The following is a 19,588-nucleotide window of genomic DNA, read 5'->3' as shown; positions in this document are numbered from 1 at the left end:
ATTTTTTTATATCTAATACGTTTTAGATTTCAGCATTCCGTCGAAATACTGGATCAGTAAAGATCTTTCTGCTTCAGATAGATTGGCTTCTTTGTGATAAACAATATATCCGAGCATAGGCATTGTTCTATTCTGAAGGGTCTGAACAGACTTATTAAGCATACTTTCTTTTAATTCTTTATTATACGTTCCCCAGACAGAAAAATTCATATGCTCTCTTCCTTCATTTACGTGGCTTTTTACAGACCATGAAATCGGGGCTATAAAAGCATATTTTGGGTAAACGGTTTCATTGGAATGACAGTCGTAACATGCATTTTTAAGCAGCGTTTTAACCTTTTCCGGAGCTTTTCCGGAATCAACAAAATTCACAGCAGAATCAACAGGCTTGTTCACTCGGTCTATAGGAATAAACTGAATCAGGGCAAACGCCACCAGTGCCCAGAATAAAACTTTTTTTACCATCTTCAATACCTATTTCACAGGAGTTAAAACTGCTGTATTGGTTTTTATTTCTTTTTTAGCTTCCTGTTTCACGGTTTCTGTTTCCTCAGGAACCACAGCAGCCGGAACCGGAGCAGGACTTGTTCCTTTAGGGTTATCGAGCGTTCTTGTATCCTTCAGATCCCATTCTTCACGGGTTTCCCATAGGCCTCTTGCTATTACTTTTTTATAGAAAACGAAAGCCTCTTCAGCAAAAGTTTCAGTGGCAAGATCTGCTTCGTCCCAATATTTGTTTTCGTTGTTGTCTACGAGTATCCTAACAATATATTCACTCGGTTTCACGATGTCAAACTTCACCTGATTCCCTGTTGTATATTTCTGATAAGCTACTTTTTCAGAATCATCCAACAGCTGAATCCAATAATGAGTGGCAGGTGCATTGCTCAGCGTAAACTCAAGACTTCCAAACTCATCTACCTTGGCAATATCAAAGTCAAAACGTTTGGATTGTACATTTTTGGTATAGAATGAAGATACAGTTTCTTTAGGTATGGTAAGCTGATAAGATTTACCACTTATAAAATCAGACTGCACAAGGATTTTATAAGGATTGGTCTCTGAAATTCTGGCTTTAAAAGGTATTGTATTTAAGCTGTCCCCTTTAACGTTCAATGTCCATTTTGAAGGATCAATTTTATCAATATAATATCCTGAAGCTATTTTAAATTCTGCTTTCGGAGGTAACGCAGCCCCATCATTATCCCCTTCAATATCCATTACATTTTTCTTGTTGTATCTGTAAAATAAAGAAACACTGTAAGCACTGTCTTTTTTAGCTCCTTTGTTGTGACTGAATACCAACTTTTCATTGGCGGTCTGTCCAACATCATTTTTCACTGCATCAAACCAGATTCTTACCGAGTCAGATTTAGGATTATGAGTCACCCTTATATCTTTCAGTTTGTCATTCAGAGACTCAACTTTCACTTCATCCGGATGACCTTCAAAAAGCATCAGCACACCGCCCGGAACTTCTTTCATTTCAGAATACTTGAGTGCTTTTTTGGAAGGATATACTTTTAAATTCAGTCCGGATATTGATTTTTCAATGTCAACAGCCTCTTTTTGGAATCCTATTTTTTCTTTTCCGGGATCATAAATAGAGTTTCCATTCTCATCATCGAAGGCGATAATTTTATATTTCCCCGGAGAAAGATAGTTCAGCTCATAATATCCGTCATCATCAACTTTAGTAATATAATACGGTTTTTGCTTATAGTTGATCGTATCTTTAAGCTGGTACAATCCTACCACCAGCTTGTTTTCATTACTTCCTTCTTTCTTTTTAATCTGTGCAGCGTCCTTTACTTCTCCGCTAACGTATAAATCATCCAGTTTATCTCCTGTAGAAAAGGCAAAATTAAAATACCTGAGCACATTAGCCTCATTATTATCCACAATAGAATTCCCGAAATTGAAATTATAAGTGGTATTGGCCTGAAGTGTATCTGCCCATTGGATCAGTACAAATTTGTTGGCAATATTAGACGGAATAATCCTCTTGATATCTTTGATGGGAGGAGAGATAATCAGGTTTTTACTGATATCTTTCAATGTAATGTATTCATCAAAATCCAGGCGGAGCTCGTGAATATCTCTTTTGACATTGATCCTTGTAGTATCAATATTGGAACTTAAAAATTTTGGTGCTAATGTATCTTTTGGCCCACCTACAGGCGAACCCACTCTTGCACATGAATGTACAAGAAAACAGATAACGAATAATAAAAGAAACCTTTTCATGAAAATGTTTAAGCAAAAGTAAACATTATTCTCCAAAAACTTCCTGTCCGGAATTCAAAGTATCTTTATTGTCATTCATCACCGTATGAAGCTTATCTTTCTGTAAAGGAAAATCTTCAAATAATCCGGACAATGCCAATGCTGTATACACTTTGTTTGAATATTTATTTCCGATCGCTACAATGGTCACTTTAGACTTCAGGAGATGGGCAAATACAGAGTTTGTTCCATGCCACCATCCGTTGTGATAAGTCAGTTTTTCACCATTATCAAATATTTTCATCCTGAATCCTAATCCGTAGTTATTCATTCCCGCCTTTTCATTGCTGTAAGGGGCAAATACCATCTGCATCAACTCCGGCTTAAGGAAATCCCTGGAAAACATTGCTTTTGAAAAATTATATAAATCTCTCGGTGTTGTATATACATTTTTATCTCCATAGATCAGATCCAGCCTGTCCAGCGGATACAATTTGTTTCCACCGTAGTAGAAAGACTGTGAAGCGGTAGGAATATCTTTTTCCTGAAAGATATAGGAATTATTCATTTTTAATGGCGTGAAAACCATTTCTTTCATTGCCTGCGGAAAAGGAGTATTAGTCACTTTTTCAATCAGTAATGCCAGTAAAGCAAAGTTGGTATTGCAGTACATAAATCCGGTATCCGTATCTCTTGCCAGATCAGGCTTGTATTTGATGATCATATTCAGCACATCCTGATTGGTAATGAACGGCTTTGAAAGCTCTGCCGGAGCCGGTTGTATCTTAGTGATAAAGTATTCATATTTCGGAAGCCCGCTTCTTTGGTCCAGCAAAGTCTGAACTGTAACATTAGGATAGGGAAACCCCGGAAAGAACTGAGTAAGATGATCTGTAAGTTTTATTTTTCCGGCCTCCACCAGCTTCATCATGGCCATTGCAGTAAGAGTCTTTGAAACCGATGCAACGTGCAATGGAGTATTTTTATCGATCGGCATCTGATTGCCTTCTCTTCCGAAACCTCTGTAATTTTCGTATAGAATTTCGTCCCCTTTAGCTACGAGAATCCCTCCGCTAAGGTCTCCTCCTTCCCAGATCTTTTTGTAATACTGGTTGATGTAATTTACAGTGGTATATTTGTCTAAAAGCTGACCGTCAGCTTTGGTAAAAACATTTTCCAGATCCACATTTCCGTAATTGGGAAGATTAGTGGTGTTTTCTGCCGAAACTTTTTGGGCTTCAGATTTTTTTTTGCAGGAAAAGACAGATAAAAAGACAGTTAAAATAAGTACGAAATTACGCATCTTCATGAGATTCAAAAATGAGCGGCAATTTAATAAAACTCGAAAGTAAATTATAAATATGAAGGAGACATTATGAATTATTTAACATAAATGAAAGAAAAATGAAATCATAAAAAAGAAGCCCGGTTAAAATAAAAAACCTGAAAAATTCAGAGCTATACACATGATTTTTCAGGTTTGAGGTATTTTATTTTTCTTTAGCTTGTTTTTCTAACAATACGATGTTACAATCTTATCCACAATAAACTGCGCCAGTTTTTCTTTACTCTGATGAGTCCACCCGGCAATATGAGGAGTAACAATCGCTTTTTCAGATTCTAAAAGATATTTCAGATCTTCATTTTCAGATTCTATATTTTCAAAGGAAGATTTTTCATATTCAAGAACGTCAAGGCAGGTTCCTTTTACTTTTCCTGATTTTAATGCTTCTACTAAACTTTTAGTTTTTACGTTTTTTCCTCTCGCTGTATTCACAAAGTAGAAGTCATTTTTCATTTCAGAAATAAATCTTTCATCAATAAGATAATGAGTTTCCGGAGTCAGAGGAATATGCAGGCTTAAAACCTCAGCAGACTCTTTTAATTCGTCCAGCGTAACCTGTCTTGCAAAGTCATCAGAAAGACCGGGAAGAATATCATGGAAGATCACTTTACACCCAAATCCGGAAAGTCTCCTGGCAGTAGCTTTTCCCATATTTCCATATCCTATCAGCCCAACTGTTTTCCCCAACAATTCATCGCCCCTGTTTTCTTCACGTTTCCAGATCCCGTTTTTCACTTCCCGGGAAGCGATAAAAAGCCTGTTCATGATGACAAGCAGCATTCCTACCACATGCTCGGCTACAGAATCTCTGTTCCCTTCCGGAGAATTGATCAGCTGAATCCCCAGCTTTTCTGCAACAGGAATATCAATATTCTCCATTCCCGCTCCTACCCTTGCTATAAACTTCAGATTCTGTGCTTTTTCAAGAAAGTTTTTATCTAAAGGAATACGGCTTCTGATGATAATTCCGTCATAATTTTGAATCTTACGGCAAACCTCATCATAAGAAGAAGTAAAATCCTCTTCCAGTATAAAGTTCTTGGCCAGAAGCTGTTCAGTAATGAGAGGATGGTTTTTATCTAAAAGAAGTATTTTCATTTCATTTAAAGATTTAGTAATAGGAACTGAGTCCTAAAGTGATTATTTATTCTACCGCAAAGTTCGCAAACCTCAAAAATAAATGCTTTTAAGCTCGCAAAGGCGTTAGCACTCAGCAAAGTTTAAAAGCATTTTTTAATAGATAAAGTATATAATTACTACTTTTTGTCTTTCTTAGATTCCTGTGGTTCCTGGAAAAGTTTCTTAAGCTCTACAGATTCCAGAGGCTTCATTCTTCCGGAAAGGATGAGTGAAAGTTCCTTTCTGCGGAATGCTGCTGCATATCTTTCTTTTTCCTCTTCGGTTTCAGGAATCATATCAGGAATCGGAATCGGACGGTTGAATTCATCTACCGCAACGAAAGTATAGATCCCGGAATTGGTATGAATTTTTTTCTGATTGATCGGGTCATCAGACCACACATCCACATATACCTCCATAGAAGTAGAGAATGCTCTGGAAACTTTAGACTCCAACACCACTACTCCTCCTTCCGGAATCGGATGATTGAAGGAAACATGGTTTACAGAAGCTGTTACTACCCTTCTTTCGCAATGTCTTGCAGCGGAAATAGACGCACATCGGTCCATTTTTGCTAAAAGTTCACCACCAAAAAGGTTTCTTAGAGAATTGGTTTCGTTCGGAAGAACGATATTGGTCATAATGGTCAGGGATTCTGACGCCGTTTTTACTTTTGCCATTTAGTCTTAGTGTTGATTGGGGCGGCCGGAACAGGTTTTGTTCCTTTTCCGACAGGTTTTACCAGTGAGTCTTTTTGTAAGGAATCCGAGACAGGTACTTTCGGTTCCTGCTTCATTATTGTAGCGGTGTCTTTTACGATTCTGTGTGTAGACGTCTTTACAGAAACATTTGTGAAAGATTTCTTTCCGAAAAGAAGTTCCTCCTGAGTGAAGGCAAGGTATACAATTCCCAGTACCGGAATCATGATCAGGAATATCCATAGAATCGTCTTCCCGAATTTATAATCCTTTTCACGGCTTTCTGAGGCATTTACTTTTTCCCCGTTGTTGATATCTGAGAACCGGATTTCTTCCAACCCATAAAAGTCCGGGCGGCCGGCTTCCACTCTTTTTCCCTTAAAATGGGTATCTCCTTCTTCAATAAAAACCGTTCCCAGATTTTGAATTTCGAGAACCTGCTCTGCCTGCAGTTTTTTCTTCCAGAAATCAGTCTGAATCTTCAGATCACTTCTTGAAGCATCCAAAGACATTTGTTTCTGTTCCGCAATATAAGCGGTAAGTTCTTCAGCCTGCACTTCATAATCAATAGCAAATTCAATCTGGCTGGCCGGAGGCAGGATGCTGCCGTTTTCAGAATTGATAATTGCCTTGGAATTTTTCAGAGAAAACACACCAAAGCCTGGAACCGTGGCAGTTCCAAATTGTTTTAAATATTCTAAAATGTATGCTGAAATATTCATTTGGTGGCAAATTTATAACTTTTTCATGACTTTTGAAGATATTTAACGGATATAAAAAAAGACCGCCGAAACAGTCTTTTGATTATTCTCTATTAAAACAGGAATACCATTATAAAAATAAAGATAAACAGCGAAAACTATTGAATCTTCCAGCTCACACCAAACATAAAATTGGTTCCTGCCTGTGCAAAGTAATACGCCTGGCTTCCGTCAACAGCCCCGTTATTTACATATTTTTTATTGAAAAGGTTATTCACTATTAATTTCAGTGCGATATCATTATTGGCAATTTTAAACTGATACTGGGCATTGAAGTCTGTAAGGAAATAATCTTTAAGCTCAAAGTTTTTATCTTCTGTATTATCAAGGTACTGTTTCCCTACATACTGATTCATCAAAGCAAACTGGAAGTTTTTAGTCGGATTGAATTTCAAACCCAGATTTGCAATCACATTCGGAGAGAATGAGATCTGTGTATTTCCCAAACTTTTAGGGCTGTTTCCGTCTTTGATATTAAAATCCTGATTCCTGTTCTGGCTTAAAGTTAAATTCCCTGAAACCTCCCATTGTTTAGACAATTTTGCCAAGGCACCAATCTCAATTCCTCTTCTGTAGCTCTTTCCTGAATTCGTCCTGATAAATGCTCCCACATTACTCAATGTACCGTTTAACACCAACTGATTGACATAATACATATAATACACATTGGCCGTCACGGATAAAAAGCCAAACTGTTTTTCCAATCCAGCTTCAAAATCGTGAAGTTTTTCCGGTTTTACATCATTATTTGCCATGATATCCTCCCTGTTCGGCTCACGATGGGCATGGGCATAAGACAGGAATACTTTTCCTCCGTCAATTCTATAATTTACACCAGCTTTTGGATTGAAAAACAACCAGTTCTTATCCAGGTTGGCACCTTCCTTATCACCGGCCAGCAGGATTTTGGTATTGTAATGAATATTTCTGAGCTGAAGATCTCCAAAAAATTCAAAATTATCCATTCTGAATAAAGCTTTTGCAAAACCTGAAACTTCACTCTTCACAGAACGGTTTCTGTAATATTCATGCTCATCAATCTGTGGGAAGAAAACTCCGGTAACATTTCCAAAATGTCTGCCATAATACTGATTGGCTACCGCTCCAAAATTTAAATCCAGATTTCCAAGTTTTCCGTAAAGAGTGGAAACTACTCCGTAAAAATCATTATCCAGCCATTTCTTTCTTATAAAATCTGAATATTCTATAGTTTGTCCGCCCTCAATAATATCAGGTAAATTATATCTTGAGAAGGCATTACCCTGTTTATAATTTTCATAAAATCCTTTTCCTTTGGTATAATGGAAAGTGGTTTCCAGATTCCAACGGTCATTGAATTTCTGCTCCCAAAGCAGCTGATAATGGTTCTGTCTGTAGTTATCCGTTTCGTTATCATAGAACCCTACAACATTTTTCCAGTCGGCATCATAGATTGCACCGGAACCATTAAATTTAGGATCTGTTTCCCATTTTTCTTTGGTAACACCACCCCAGGCCTGATATGTTTTTTCTTTTCCGCCAAAAGCCATTAAACGCAATTTGGTATTTCCTTCTTCAAAGAGAGCGGTAAAGTTGTAGGAATGCAGGTTTGATGAAGCCCTGTCAATATAACCGTCAGAGTGAATATGGGTATATCTTCCCATCACGGAAAGACGGTTTTTCCAGAATTTTCCGGAACCTATTTCTGCTGAATATTTATAAGTATTAAAAGAGCCGTAACTGTCATCGGTTTTAAAGTAAAACTTTTCTTCAGGTTCTCTTGAAATGACATTCACACTGGCTCCAAAAGCGGAAACCCCGTTATTGGATGTACCTACTCCCCTTTGGATGACAATCTGTGAGGCAGAGCTCGTTAAATCTGGAACATTGACAAAAAATGTACCCTGGCTCTCAGAATCATTGTATGGAACCCCATTCATCATGATGTTGATTGCTGTCCCGGAAACACCACGAATCCTAAATCCTGTATATCCCACACCGTTTCCGGCATCGGAAGTAGAAATAATGGAAGTTTGATTTTTCAAAAGAATAGGAAGGTCCTGGCCCAGGTTTCTCCCGTCAAGGTCTTTCTGAACGTTGATGATTTCTTTTGCGACAGGAAGTCGTTTGGTAAAGCTGACCGCTTCAATTTCCCTGATTTTCAGAGAATCTGTATTTTGAGCCTGGATAAAGGCTACAGAGCCTACACTAAGCCCTAAAAAAAATAATCCTTTCATTCTATAAATCTTTACATTTAATGAATAAAAGGGGATCGATAAGATATTATACAGTTCCGTTCCTTATAGAGCGGACGTCCCTAAACAGCATTACCTGTTCCAGGTTCATCGGGTATAATCTCAGCCTGTAAAAGCACCCCTTTATTTCGGGTGCAAAAGTACAAAAAATATACGAGTTTCTGATTTTGTGGTTTTGAGATTCGTGATTGGCCGATGTGTGTACCTCAGACCTAATAGGTTTTATTATTGGCATCAACATAATAATAGTTTTTGCCATCTTTTGTAACTTCAAACATTTTCCCAAGCCTCCAGCTGAAATTTCTTTTGATGTTGGAGTATTCAAACGGGATGATCACCTTATTATTGACATCAATCACACCGAATTTATCATTATTGGAAGCCACTATCATTGGATCTGCAACATCATCACCTTCAAGAATGTACAGGTACTGATATTGGGGGTAAATCTGATATTGTCTGTAATCTGCAGCGTTGACAAATTTTGATTTTTCAATGATCCCGTAGAAACCATTTAAGATATAAGCCTGAAATAATTGCTGTTTATACTCTTCAAACTTACATTTTCCCAGGTCGGCATCTTTAAACTGATAAACTCTCTTCCCTGACTGATCAACCCGATACGAAATCATATCTTTTTCTACCGTAGCATAATTCCCGCTTCCGAATTTCCGAACTTTTGGATTAGGAGAATTCAGAAGATTGCAGTCCTCATAAAAAAATACAGCAATATGGTATTCCGGCTGGATGATGAATTTTCCATTCTGATTGACGTACCCAAATTGGTCCCCTTTCTTTTTGGGGATCAGAACCGGAAGATCTTTATTGATTACCACAAGATCAGGATTCGGCTTAGCCTTTACCGGGCCTTTCTTTATCGTTGTTTTAGCACCGGTTTTCACTCCGGCTTTCTTCACAGATTTCGTCTGCGAGAAAATAGAAATCGAAATAAAAACGCACAAAACATTCAGGATATTTTTCATATTCATCATTGGGTCGCAAAATTAAGGCCAAAAATAGAAATTATCAAATTCATATTTATAAAGAATCTAAATAATTTCATTCTCATAAAATAGTAAAATTTCGTAATTTTGGGCTGCATTTTGAATTGTTTAATAATTTAAAAAACTTTTAAAAAAGTGTAGATTATGCTGACCTTATTCGGTTAATGTTGCATCCACATGCGAGATCTCAAAATGTCATTAATTGTATTTATACAGACCAGTAAGAAGCAATAACGTACTCTACCTTTAATATTGAAAGACTTCTATTATGAATATTTATAAGGATTACATCAAAGAGATTGAAGAAAGAAAAACTCAGGGGCTTCATCCAAAACCTATTGACAGTGCTGAATTATTAAGCGAAATCATTGCACAGATCAAAGATTCAGGGAATGCAGACCGAACGGACTCTCTTAAATTTTTCATTTACAATACCCTACCGGGAACAACCAGCGCAGCAGGTGTAAAAGCTCAGTTTTTAAAAGAAATCATTCTAGGTGAATCCGTAGTAGAAGAAATTACTCCAGACTTTGCATTTGAATTATTATCCCACATGAAAGGAGGGAAATCAATCGAAGTATTATTAGACCTTGCTTTAGGTAACGATACTGATATTGCCCAACAGGCTGCTGATGTTCTTAAAACTCAGGTTTTCCTTTATGAAGCGGATACCAACCGTCTGAAAGAAGCATATAACAGCGGAAATGCAATTGCTAAAGAAATTTTAGAAAGCTACGCAAAAGCTGAATTCTTCACTAAACTTCCTGAAGTGGCTGAGGAAATCAAAGTAGTTACTTACATTGCCGGTGAAGGAGACATTTCTACCGACTTACTTTCTCCGGGTAACCAGGCCCACTCAAGATCAGACCGTGAACTTCACGGTAAATGCATGATTACTCCTGAAGCACAGGCAGAAATCAAAGCTTTACAGGCACAACATCCTGATGCAAGCGTTATGCTTATTGCTGAAAAAGGAACAATGGGGGTAGGTTCATCCAGAATGTCAGGAGTAAACAACGTAGCACTTTGGACCGGTAAACAGGCAAGTCCTTACGTACCATTCGTGAATATCGCTCCGATTGTAGGAGGAACCAACGGTATTTCTCCGATTTTCCTTACCACAGTTGACGTTACCGGAGGTATCGGTATCGACCTTAAGAATTGGGTGAAGAAAGTGGACGAAAATGGAAACCCTGTTCGTAATGAAGCCGGTGAGGTTATTCTTGAAGAGGCCTATTCAGTAGCTACAGGAACTGTTTTAACAATCAATACAAAAGAAAAGAAATTATATAACGGAGATCAGGAACTGATCGACCTTACGAAGTCTTTCACTCCGCAAAAGATGGAATTCATCAAGGCCGGAGGATCTTATGCTATCGTATTCGGTAAGAAACTACAGACGTTTGCAGCCCAGACACTGGGTATTGAAGCTCCTGTTGTTTTTGCTCCATCAAAAGAAATTTCTCACGAAGGACAGGGTCTTACAGCTGTAGAAAAGATCTTCAACAGAAATGCTGTAGGAACAACACCAGGAAAAGTATTACATGCAGGTTCTGATGTACGTGTAAAAGTAAATATCGTTGGTTCACAGGATACAACAGGTCTTATGACCGCTCAGGAGCTTGAATCAATGGCTGCTACTGTAATTTCTCCAACAGTTGACGGTGCTTACCAATCAGGATGTCACACCGCTTCAGTTTGGGATAAAAAAGCTCAGGCCAACATTCCTAAGCTGATGAAATTCATGAACGATTTCGGTCTGATCACAGCCCGTGACCCGAAAGGTGAATACCACTCTATGACAGACGTTATTCACAAGGTTCTTAACGATATCACTGTAGACGAATGGGCGATCATCATTGGTGGTGACTCTCACACGAGAATGTCTAAAGGAGTTGCTTTCGGAGCTGACTCCGGAACAGTTGCTCTTGCATTGGCTACCGGTGAAGCTTCTATGCCAATCCCGGAATCTGTAAAAGTAACTTTTAAAGGTGAAATGAAGCCTCATATGGATTTCCGTGATGTGGTACACGCAACTCAGGCTCAGATGCTGAAACAGTTTGGAGGAGAGAACGTATTCCAGGGTAGAATCATTGAGGTTCACATCGGAACACTTCCTGCTGACCAGGCATTCACATTTACAGACTGGACTGCTGAAATGAAAGCAAAAGCATCTATCAATATTTCTGAAGATAATACTTTAATCGAATCATTGGAAATTGCTAAAGGCAGAATCCAGATCATGATCGACAAAGGAATGGATAACCACAACAAGGTTCTTCAGGGATTGATTGATAAAGCGAATAAGAGAATTGAGGAAATCAGATCAGGTGAAAAGCCAGCTTTGACTCCTGATGCCAACGCTAAATATTATGCAGAAGTTGTTGTTGATCTTGATGTAATCGTAGAACCTATGATTGCTGACCCGGATGTAAACAACGAAGATGTTTCCAAGAGATATACCCACGATACTATCAGAGATCTTTCTTACTATGGTGGTGAGAAAAAGGTAGATCTTGGTTTCGTAGGATCCTGTATGGTTCACAAAGGAGACCTTAAGATTGTATCTCAGATGTTGAGAAACCTTGAAAAACAACAGGGAAAAGTAGAGTTCAGTGCACCGCTAGTAGTGGCAGCTCCTACTTACAACATCATTGACGAGTTAAAAGCTGAAGGAGACTGGGAATTGCTGGAAAAATATTCAGGATTTGAATTCAACGACAATGCTCCAAAAGGTGAAGCCCGTACCCAATACGAAAACGTAATGTACCTTGAGCGTCCGGGATGTAACCTTTGTATGGGTAACCAGGAAAAAGCAGCAAAAGGAGATACAGTATTGGCTACTTCAACCCGTCTGTTCCAGGGAAGAGTTGTAGAAGATTCTGAACGCAAAAAAGGAGAATCTTTACTGGCTTCAACTCCGGTAGTGGTTCTTTCAGCCATCATCGGAAGAATCCCAAGCATTGACGAGTATAAAGCTGCAGTTGAGGGCATTGACCTTACAACGTTTGTACCTTCCATTAAGGAATTGACAAGTACCAGCGCTCATTAACAGAACTGATCAATAAGTCGTAAGACTTTCAAAATTATATAAAACGGAAGATTGCAGTCCTTTGGGATTTAAGATCTTCCGTTTTTTTGTTTAGAATGTTTCTATTTTAAGTGAACTACGATTTTTTTTTCAAAAAACAGGAAAAACAGAATCTATTTTTTCTTAAATTGAAAGTTATAAAATCTCTTGGTTTTATAGTCAAAATTATCCCCATTTATGGATTATAGGAACGTTTTTTGATGTATAAAAAAATCATTTTTCTTTTCAGGATTGAAGAAAAAGAAGCATTAACGGAAAAAGAATAAAACTAAAATACGATATGACTTTTGATATTGATATGATCAAAAAAGTGTATGAGCGTTACCCGGAAAGAATTGCTGCGGCAAGACAGATTGTGGGAAAACCTCTTACCCTTTCAGAAAAAATCCTTTACACCCACCTTTGGGAAGGAAATGCTACACAAGCCTATGAAAGAGGAAACTCTTATGTAGATTTTGCTCCGGACAGAGTAGCCATGCAGGATGCCACTGCACAGATGGCACTTTTACAATTCATGCAGGCAGGAAAAGCAAAAGTAGCTGTTCCTTCTACCGCTCATGCTGACCACCTGATCCAGGCGAAAGTAGGAGCTGATAAAGACCTGCAGGAAGGTATCAACAAAAACTCTGAGGTATTCAACTTCCTGAGTTCCGTATGTGATAAATACGGGATCGGATTCTGGAAACCGGGAGCAGGTATCATTCACCAGGTGGTATTAGAAAACTATGCATTCCCCGGAGGTATGATGATCGGTACTGACTCACACACTGTAAACGCCGGCGGCCTAGGAATGGTTGCCATTGGTGTAGGTGGTGCTGATGCAGTAGACGTAATGGCAGGTATGGCATGGGAGCTTAAAATGCCTAAACTTATCGGGGTGAAATTAACCGGTAAAATGAACGGATGGACTTCTGCTAAAGATGTCATCTTAAAAGTGGCAGGAATCCTTACCGTAAAAGGAGGTACAGGCTGTATCGTGGAATATTTCGGCGAAGGGGCACAATCTCTTTCTGCAACCGGTAAAGGTACTATTTGTAATATGGGTGCTGAAATCGGGGCTACAACCTCTACATTCGGATATGACGATTCAATGAGAAGATATCTGTCAGCAACAGGAAGACAGGATGTAGTAGATGCTGCTGATAAAATTGCTGAACATTTAACAGGAGATGCTGAAGTATATGCTAACCCTGAACAATATTTCGACCAATTAATAGAAATCAACCTTTCAGAACTGACTCCGCACTTAAACGGACCTTTCACTCCGGATTTAGCAACTCCGGTTGCTGAATTCAGAGCTAAAGCTGAAGCTAACGGATGGCCGTTAGAAGTAGAATGGGCTCTTATCGGTTCCTGTACCAACTCTTCTTATGAGGATTTATCAAGAGCTGCATCTATCGTGGAAGATGCCGTAGCCAAAGGAGTAAAACCAAAAGCAATCTTAGGGATCAACCCTGGTTCTGAGCAGGTGAAATTCACAGCAGAAAGAGACGGATTCTTAAATTCTTTCAGAAAATTTGAAAATGCAAGAATCTTTACCAACGCTTGTGGACCATGTATCGGGCAATGGGATAGAGAAGGTGCTGAAAAAGGAGAGAAAAACTCTATTATTCACTCTTTCAACAGAAACTTTGCCAAAAGAGCTGACGGTAACCCGAATACTCATGCATTTGTAGCTTCTCCTGAAATGGTAGCTGCTGTTGCAATCTCCGGTAGATTAGACTTCAACCCGATTACCGATACTTTAACGAACGAAGCAGGCGAGCAGGTAAAACTTGACGAGCCAAGAGGTTTCGAACTTCCGTCAAAAGGCTTTGCGGTAGATGATAATGGATATCAGGCTCCATCAGAAGACGGTTCCAGTGTTGTAGTGAACGTGAGCCCTACTTCAGACAGACTTCAGCTGTTAGAAGAATTTCCGGCTTGGGACGGTAAAAATATTACAGGAGCAAGAGTATTGATCAAAGCTTTCGGAAAATGTACTACCGACCACATCTCTATGGCTGGGCCATGGCTGAAATACAGAGGTCATCTTGATAATATTTCCAATAACATGTTGATCGGGGCAGTGAATGCTTACAACATGGAAACGAATAAAGTTAAAAATGAATTAACCGGTGAATACGGAGAGGTTCCGGCTGTACAAAGAGCTTACAAAGCTGCAGGTATTCCAACCATTGTGGTAGGAGACCAAAACTATGGTGAAGGTTCTTCAAGAGAACATGCTGCGATGGAACCAAGACACCTTGGAGTAAAAGCAGTATTGGTAAAGTCATTTGCGAGAATTCACGAAACGAACCTTAAAAAACAAGGGATGCTAGGGATCACTTTCGCTAATGAGGCTGACTATGACAAAATCCAGGAAGACGATGTTGTCAATTTCTTAGATCTTGATCAGTTTGCTCCGGGAAAACAATTGACCTTAGAATTCATTCACAAAGACGGAACCAAAGATATCATCATGGCCAACCACACTTACAACGATCAACAGATTGATTGGTTTAAGGCCGGTTCTGCATTGAATCTGATTAAACAACAAGAAAAATAAGATTAATTGTTAGATCGATTAATAGAAAAGGCGACTTCTTTGGAAGTTGTCTTTTTTGTTTTAAACCAGAAACTAAAAGTTTAAATATCTCACTGATATTGCAGATTACACAGATTTATATCGAAACAGGATATAAGAGCAGTCCTTTTTAGAATCTTTATTTCAAACGCCAGGAATCGCAAAGGGTTTGAATAAAATTTTCGGATATTTTGTTCACGATGGCATTTGATTCATCAAAGCATAGCATCACCTTTTATTTGCTGAGTGTAACGCCCTTGCGAACGTTTATAAATTATTGATAAAAATTTTTGCGGATTTTGCGTTAAAGATGATTGAATAATAGACTGCCTTTGAGTGTATGTTATACAATAGAAGTGGATATTAGCCCGCTTTAAAATAAGACAACAGATTACACAAGATTTATGCGGAATTGAAAAACGATAAGATTTACGTTACTTTAATTTCTCCAAAAGGTTATTCCTATAGCTATCTCCTATCGGAATTTCAAAACCTTCTAATATTACTTTCTTTACATCAATACTTTTCACTTTATCAAGATTGATAATAAAAGATTTGTGGATACGTATGAATCTGTCGGGAAGCTGACTTTCCATTGATTTAAGGGTATCAAGAACGATATACTCTTCTGTTTCTGTGCGGATGTTCACATAATCTTTAATACTTTCAATATAAAGGATCTCATGAAAGCAGATACGATGCTGCCGCCCCGAGGATTTAACAAAGAAATGGGTATTTTCTGCGGCCTGAAAAGAAAACCGTTCCTGAGCTTTTATAACACTTTTCTGAAAACGCTCGAAAGAAATGGGTTTCAGAAGATAATCAATAATATGATGTTCGTAGCCTTCCAAGGCATACTCTGAGTACGCAGTTGTCAGGATATATTTCTGTCTGTCTCCTAAAATTTTCATAAAATTGATTCCTGTGAGCTCAGGCATCATAATGTCTAAAAAAATCAGATCAGAAGGATTATTCTTAATATATTCTAAAGCCTGAATAGGATTTTCTGCAGAAAAAACCAATTCAAGAAAAGGTATTTTCTCTACATACTGCTCCAACAAAGAAATTGCCAGCGGTTCGTCATCTACAATAATGCATTTAATCTTATTCATTTCGTAAATCAATTTTTAAATCTACAACAAATTCTGTTTCAGTATTTTTTATATTCAGTTCATAATGATCCGGATATAAAATCTCCAGTCTTTTTTTCACATTTTCTATCCCTATTCCTGAGACGGTGTCTTTTACTTTTTCATTTTTAAAATTTAAAAGATAAAAATGCAGGATCTTATCATGGTCAGAAATTTTCATTTCAAAGCCCTTATTCCGAAAATCACCATGCTTAAAGGCATTCTCTACGAATGGAACCAACAGCATCGGTGAAATATTAAGATGGGGATATTCAATTTCTTTCTCTGTGATGAGTAATTCAGGATTTTTGATTCTGAGTTTTTCCAGTGCAACCAGGCTATCGATATACCCTACTTCTTTATCAAGAGTTATAAAGTCTTTCTCCAGATCTTTTGTACTGTATCTTAAAAGCTGACTAAGCTCTTCAATAGCCGGCAATGCCTTATCCGAATGTTGATAAACAAGGGAGTAGATATTATTCAATGAATTAAAAATAAAATGAGGATTGATCTGGGTTTTCAGTGCCTGAAGTTCAGCCTGCCTTTTCTCTATTAAAAGTTGTTTTTTATCGTTTTCAGCGATACCGTATTTTTCCAGTATCCATAAAATTCCGGCAATAAAAGTTGTAAGAGTACTTTTATAAAGGTTATCAAAAAAATAGTAAGTGAGTCCCGTATCCTCATTATAATTCCGGAATCCAAATGTTACCGGCAAAATGAGTTCTTCCAATAAATAGCGCAGTCCTGCAAAAGACAAAAGGCCAAACAGAAAAACAAAGACAGCGGTATAAAGCCTGTCAGGTTTGAAAATTTTAGGAAAAACAAATAAGTATAAAATATAGAAACTAAGTATTCTTACTACAAAATAGGTAATCTTGAGAACACCTATCTGATAGTTAAGCTCCTCCGGAAAAAAATAAAAAGGGGTAATAACCGAGCCAAAAAAATCAAATCCCCAATAGAGAATCTGAAGCCATACAATCTGCTTTCTTTTCATATGTAGATGTTTATTTTTTTCAAAGGTCATATGCAATCGCCATCTTCACGCATATTTATTTGCTAGAAAATTTTGTTAATAGCGATTTCATATTCAAATATAAACCTCCGGAATATCATATTTCAATATTTTATCGACAAAAGGCTGTTTTTTTCCGACCAAACTATTTTCATCTCCCTAAAATAACGGTTCATCTAATGGCTATTTCTACAAAAAAGTGTGACTCATACTTTTGTTCAGGAAATGTAACATATTCATCTTCTAAAATGTCATTTATATACTATGAAAAAACATATTCTTTCTATAGCAATTTTAGTTTGTTCGTTTGCAGCAGGCCAAACTAAAGACACCATCAATGTCCGTACAATAGAAGTTGTTACGGTAAACGGAAAGAAAGCCCTGGTAGAGCGTAAAGTAGATCGTTTGGTTTACAATGTCCAGAACTCCATGCTTTCTCAGGGAAGCTCCGGAATGGAAGTGCTTGCCGGAACCCCTTTACTGAAAGTTGATGAAGATAAAGGCCTTCTCTCTATTGCAGGAAAAAATGGTGTTTCTGTGATGGTAAATGACCGTATACTTAATCTTTCCGGCATTGAGCTTATCAACTATCTGAGAAACCTCCGTTCAGAAAACATCCTGAAAATAGAGGTAATCACCACCCCGCCGGCAAAATATGATGCCCAGGGAAATAGCGGAATCATCAATATCGTTCTCAAAAAAAACCAGAATCTCGGATGGAACGGCTACCTGAATACGAACTATACTCAGAAAACATACGCAGGATTCACCAGTGTGGCTGGTGTAAATTATCAAAATGAAAAATGGAAAGCCTCTGTAAAAGTTCTGGGATATGATGCAGATAAACGTTCCGTGGAAAATTATAAGATCATCGGACAGAATTCTTCTATCAGCAGGGATGACAGACGGGATATGAATGACGGCCTTGGATTAAATGCCAATTTCGATTATTCACTGTCTAAAAATGCCAATATCGGGCTGGTGTATGATATTTCAAAAGGTCATTCCGATATGGATATCAGGTCAGAGCAAAGCTATTTTACCAATAATATCCGGACGTTACAAACCGATACGGATTCTAAACACCGTTCTGTTTTTACATCACAGATGCTGAATTTATATTTTGACCAGAAATTCGGGGAACATAAATTGAGCCTCGGGGCCAATTATTATGGGAATATGCCTGATAATAATGTCAATTTTACCACCAGAAATCTGACAGACAATACAGCTCAGGTGGTGCGAAATCTTTCTTCTGTAGATTATAAAATTTATTCGGGGCAGGCTGATCTTACATTAAACTTTAAAAAGGTGCAGATAGAAACAGGAGCAAAATACAGTCAGTTTTCCAATGGTTCGGATATAGGATATTTTAATCTGATTCAGGACGATTACATCATAGATCCTGGCAGAAGTAACCTTTTTAATTACAAAGAGAAAAATTATGCCGCATACATCAGTGCCAGTAAGGATATCAGTGAAAAATGGTCTGCCAAAGCCGGGCTTCGTTATGAATACACGCAAACCAACGGTTTTTCACCTATTATTCAGACTGAATCTGAAAACAAGTATGGAAAATTCTTTCCTACGGCTTATATTTCCTATAAAGCTAATGAAAATAACCAGTTCAGTATTAATTATTCCAGAAGGATCAACCGTCCTTATTTCCGGGCTTTGGACCCGTTCCGATGGTACTCCAATCCAAGAACTTATTATTCCGGAAACCCAAGCTTACAGCCTTCTTTCAATCATAATATAGAATTCAATTATATTTTTAAAAACAGATTATCTGCCAATCTTTATTACCAGAGAACCGTCAATAATTTTGACCAGATCACTTTTCTGGACGGAAAAGATATTACCAGCACCTATTACAATTATTATAATCAGGATAAGTATGGGATTAATCTCAATTATACGGATACATTTTTTAAGATCTGGGAAAGTAATACTTCAGTTTCATTCAGCTATAATGAAACGCAGATCACGCAATTTAATGCTGTTCCCAAAAACGGACAATCGTTTTATTATTCCACCAACAATACTTTTCAGCTCAATAAGGCCAAAACCTTCTTCCTGTTTGTAAATTACTGGCATAATCTCCCTTCCCGTGACGGATACTCCTCTATCAGAAACAGGGCGAGCCTGGACGCCGGAATCAAAATGAGTCTTGTAGAAAAAGCGGTACAGATCAATCTTTCGGTAAGTGATATTTTTAAACAGTCCGGATATAAAGGAGAGGCATATTTTTCAGATAATACACAGTCTTTCAACAATTATTGGGATGCCAGAAGACTGGTACTCAGCATCACCTATAATTTTGGAAACCAAAAAATAAAATCAAATAACCGAGCGGTGAATTTCGAAGAGAAAAACCGTGCACAATAATTTAATAGTAA

General features: G+C 37.8%; 13 protein-coding genes. 3 read left to right on the top strand and 10 right to left on the bottom strand.

The features are described from left to right. Positions 1–12 precede the first annotated feature (12 nt). The 8 genes from ACTJJF_RS18215 to ACTJJF_RS18180 form a co-directional block, all read right to left on the bottom strand. A complete protein-coding gene (locus tag ACTJJF_RS18215; protein ID WP_440700571.1) occupies positions 13–471 on the bottom strand; it encodes a heme-binding domain-containing protein in 459 nt (152 codons plus the stop codon). Between the two features lie 3 nt (positions 472–474). Continuing rightward, positions 475–2,247: an Ig-like domain-containing protein gene (locus ACTJJF_RS18210; RefSeq protein ID WP_440700570.1), complete on the bottom strand. Its 1,773-nt coding sequence runs from the start codon at positions 2,245–2,247 to the stop codon at positions 475–477. 25 nt (positions 2,248–2,272) lie between these two features. Further along, positions 2,273–3,535, bottom strand: coding sequence for a serine hydrolase domain-containing protein (locus ACTJJF_RS18205; protein WP_312298829.1), 1,263 nt, complete (start codon positions 3,533–3,535; stop codon positions 2,273–2,275). Between the two features lie 204 nt (positions 3,536–3,739). Then, positions 3,740–4,669: a 2-hydroxyacid dehydrogenase gene (locus tag ACTJJF_RS18200; protein WP_440700569.1), complete on the bottom strand. Its 930-nt coding sequence runs from the start codon at positions 4,667–4,669 to the stop codon at positions 3,740–3,742. 158 nt (positions 4,670–4,827) lie between these two features. Beyond that, the gene (locus tag ACTJJF_RS18195) at positions 4,828–5,370 is read right to left on the bottom strand and encodes an acyl-CoA thioesterase (protein WP_212649814.1); all 543 of its coding nucleotides are present in this window, start codon (positions 5,368–5,370) and stop codon (positions 4,828–4,830) included. Then, positions 5,358–6,110 (bottom strand): hypothetical protein, encoded by a 753-nt coding sequence (locus ACTJJF_RS18190; RefSeq protein WP_440700568.1) that lies wholly within the window; start codon positions 6,108–6,110, stop codon positions 5,358–5,360. Before ACTJJF_RS18190 ends, ACTJJF_RS18195 begins: the two co-directional genes overlap by 13 nt. Positions 6,111–6,247: 137 nt before the next feature. Further along, entirely contained in the window at positions 6,248–8,365 is a 2,118-nt protein-coding gene (locus ACTJJF_RS18185) for a TonB-dependent receptor (RefSeq protein WP_440700567.1), read from the bottom strand. 230 nt (positions 8,366–8,595) lie between these two features. Next, positions 8,596–9,375 (bottom strand): WG repeat-containing protein, encoded by a 780-nt coding sequence (locus tag ACTJJF_RS18180; RefSeq protein WP_440700566.1) that lies wholly within the window; start codon positions 9,373–9,375, stop codon positions 8,596–8,598. 280 nt (positions 9,376–9,655) lie between these two features. Here ACTJJF_RS18180 and ACTJJF_RS18175 point away from each other — a divergent pair, with 280 nt between their 5' ends. Together ACTJJF_RS18175 and ACTJJF_RS18170 are read left to right on the top strand one after the other, a co-directional pair. Further along, positions 9,656–12,439: a bifunctional aconitate hydratase 2/2-methylisocitrate dehydratase gene (locus ACTJJF_RS18175; RefSeq protein ID WP_440700565.1), complete on the top strand. Its 2,784-nt coding sequence runs from the start codon at positions 9,656–9,658 to the stop codon at positions 12,437–12,439. A gap of 319 nt (positions 12,440–12,758) precedes the next feature. Beyond that, the gene (locus ACTJJF_RS18170) at positions 12,759–15,026 is read left to right on the top strand and encodes an aconitate hydratase (RefSeq protein WP_440700564.1); all 2,268 of its coding nucleotides are present in this window, start codon (positions 12,759–12,761) and stop codon (positions 15,024–15,026) included. Positions 15,027–15,478: 452 nt separating this feature from the next. Here ACTJJF_RS18170 and ACTJJF_RS18165 read toward each other — a convergent pair whose 3' ends face one another. Both ACTJJF_RS18165 and ACTJJF_RS18160 read right to left on the bottom strand, forming a co-directional pair. Further along, positions 15,479–16,156 carry a LytR/AlgR family response regulator transcription factor gene (locus ACTJJF_RS18165; RefSeq protein WP_440700563.1) on the bottom strand — a complete coding sequence of 226 codons (678 nt, stop codon included), beginning with the start codon at positions 16,154–16,156 and terminating at the stop codon, positions 15,479–15,481. Next, positions 16,149–17,171, bottom strand: a complete 1,023-nt coding sequence (locus ACTJJF_RS18160) for a sensor histidine kinase (RefSeq protein ID WP_440700562.1) — start codon at positions 17,169–17,171, stop codon at positions 16,149–16,151. Before ACTJJF_RS18160 ends, ACTJJF_RS18165 begins: the two co-directional genes overlap by 8 nt. Positions 17,172–17,453: 282 nt before the next feature. Here ACTJJF_RS18160 and ACTJJF_RS18155 point away from each other — a divergent pair, with 282 nt between their 5' ends. Next, positions 17,454–19,577 (top strand): TonB-dependent receptor domain-containing protein, encoded by a 2,124-nt coding sequence (locus tag ACTJJF_RS18155; protein WP_440700561.1) that lies wholly within the window; start codon positions 17,454–17,456, stop codon positions 19,575–19,577. The last annotated feature ends 11 nt before the right edge of the window (positions 19,578–19,588 follow it).

Origin of the sequence: Chryseobacterium sp. 22458, from assembly GCF_052044975.1 — a bacterium.
In the GTDB taxonomy this organism is placed as follows: Bacteria; Bacteroidota; Bacteroidia; order Flavobacteriales; family Weeksellaceae; genus Chryseobacterium.
The sequence above is the reverse complement of the archived record's forward strand: the minus strand, read 5'-3'. Positions and strand labels throughout refer to the sequence as shown.

Excerpts from the sequence above, each read along its gene's own strand:
- ACTJJF_RS18210 (WP_440700570.1), bottom strand. The coding sequence starts at position 2,247 with ATGAAAAGGTTTCTTTTATTATTCGTTATCTGTTTTCTTGTACATTCA.
- ACTJJF_RS18205 (WP_312298829.1), bottom strand. The coding sequence starts at position 3,535 with ATGAAGATGCGTAATTTCGTACTTATTTTAACTGTCTTTTTATCTGTC.
- ACTJJF_RS18200 (WP_440700569.1), bottom strand. The coding sequence starts at position 4,669 with ATGAAAATACTTCTTTTAGATAAAAACCATCCTCTCATTACTGAACAG.
- ACTJJF_RS18195 (WP_212649814.1), bottom strand. The coding sequence starts at position 5,370 with ATGGCAAAAGTAAAAACGGCGTCAGAATCCCTGACCATTATGACCAAT.
- ACTJJF_RS18190 (WP_440700568.1), bottom strand. The coding sequence starts at position 6,110 with ATGAATATTTCAGCATACATTTTAGAATATTTAAAACAATTTGGAACT.
- ACTJJF_RS18185 (WP_440700567.1), bottom strand. The coding sequence starts at position 8,365 with ATGAAAGGATTATTTTTTTTAGGGCTTAGTGTAGGCTCTGTAGCCTTT.
- ACTJJF_RS18180 (WP_440700566.1), bottom strand. The coding sequence starts at position 9,375 with ATGATGAATATGAAAAATATCCTGAATGTTTTGTGCGTTTTTATTTCG.
- ACTJJF_RS18175 (WP_440700565.1), top strand. The coding sequence starts at position 9,656 with ATGAATATTTATAAGGATTACATCAAAGAGATTGAAGAAAGAAAAACT.
- ACTJJF_RS18170 (WP_440700564.1), top strand. The coding sequence starts at position 12,759 with ATGACTTTTGATATTGATATGATCAAAAAAGTGTATGAGCGTTACCCG.
- ACTJJF_RS18165 (WP_440700563.1), bottom strand. The coding sequence starts at position 16,156 with ATGAATAAGATTAAATGCATTATTGTAGATGACGAACCGCTGGCAATT.
- ACTJJF_RS18160 (WP_440700562.1), bottom strand. The coding sequence starts at position 17,171 with ATGAAAAGAAAGCAGATTGTATGGCTTCAGATTCTCTATTGGGGATTT.
- ACTJJF_RS18155 (WP_440700561.1), top strand. The coding sequence starts at position 17,454 with ATGAAAAAACATATTCTTTCTATAGCAATTTTAGTTTGTTCGTTTGCA.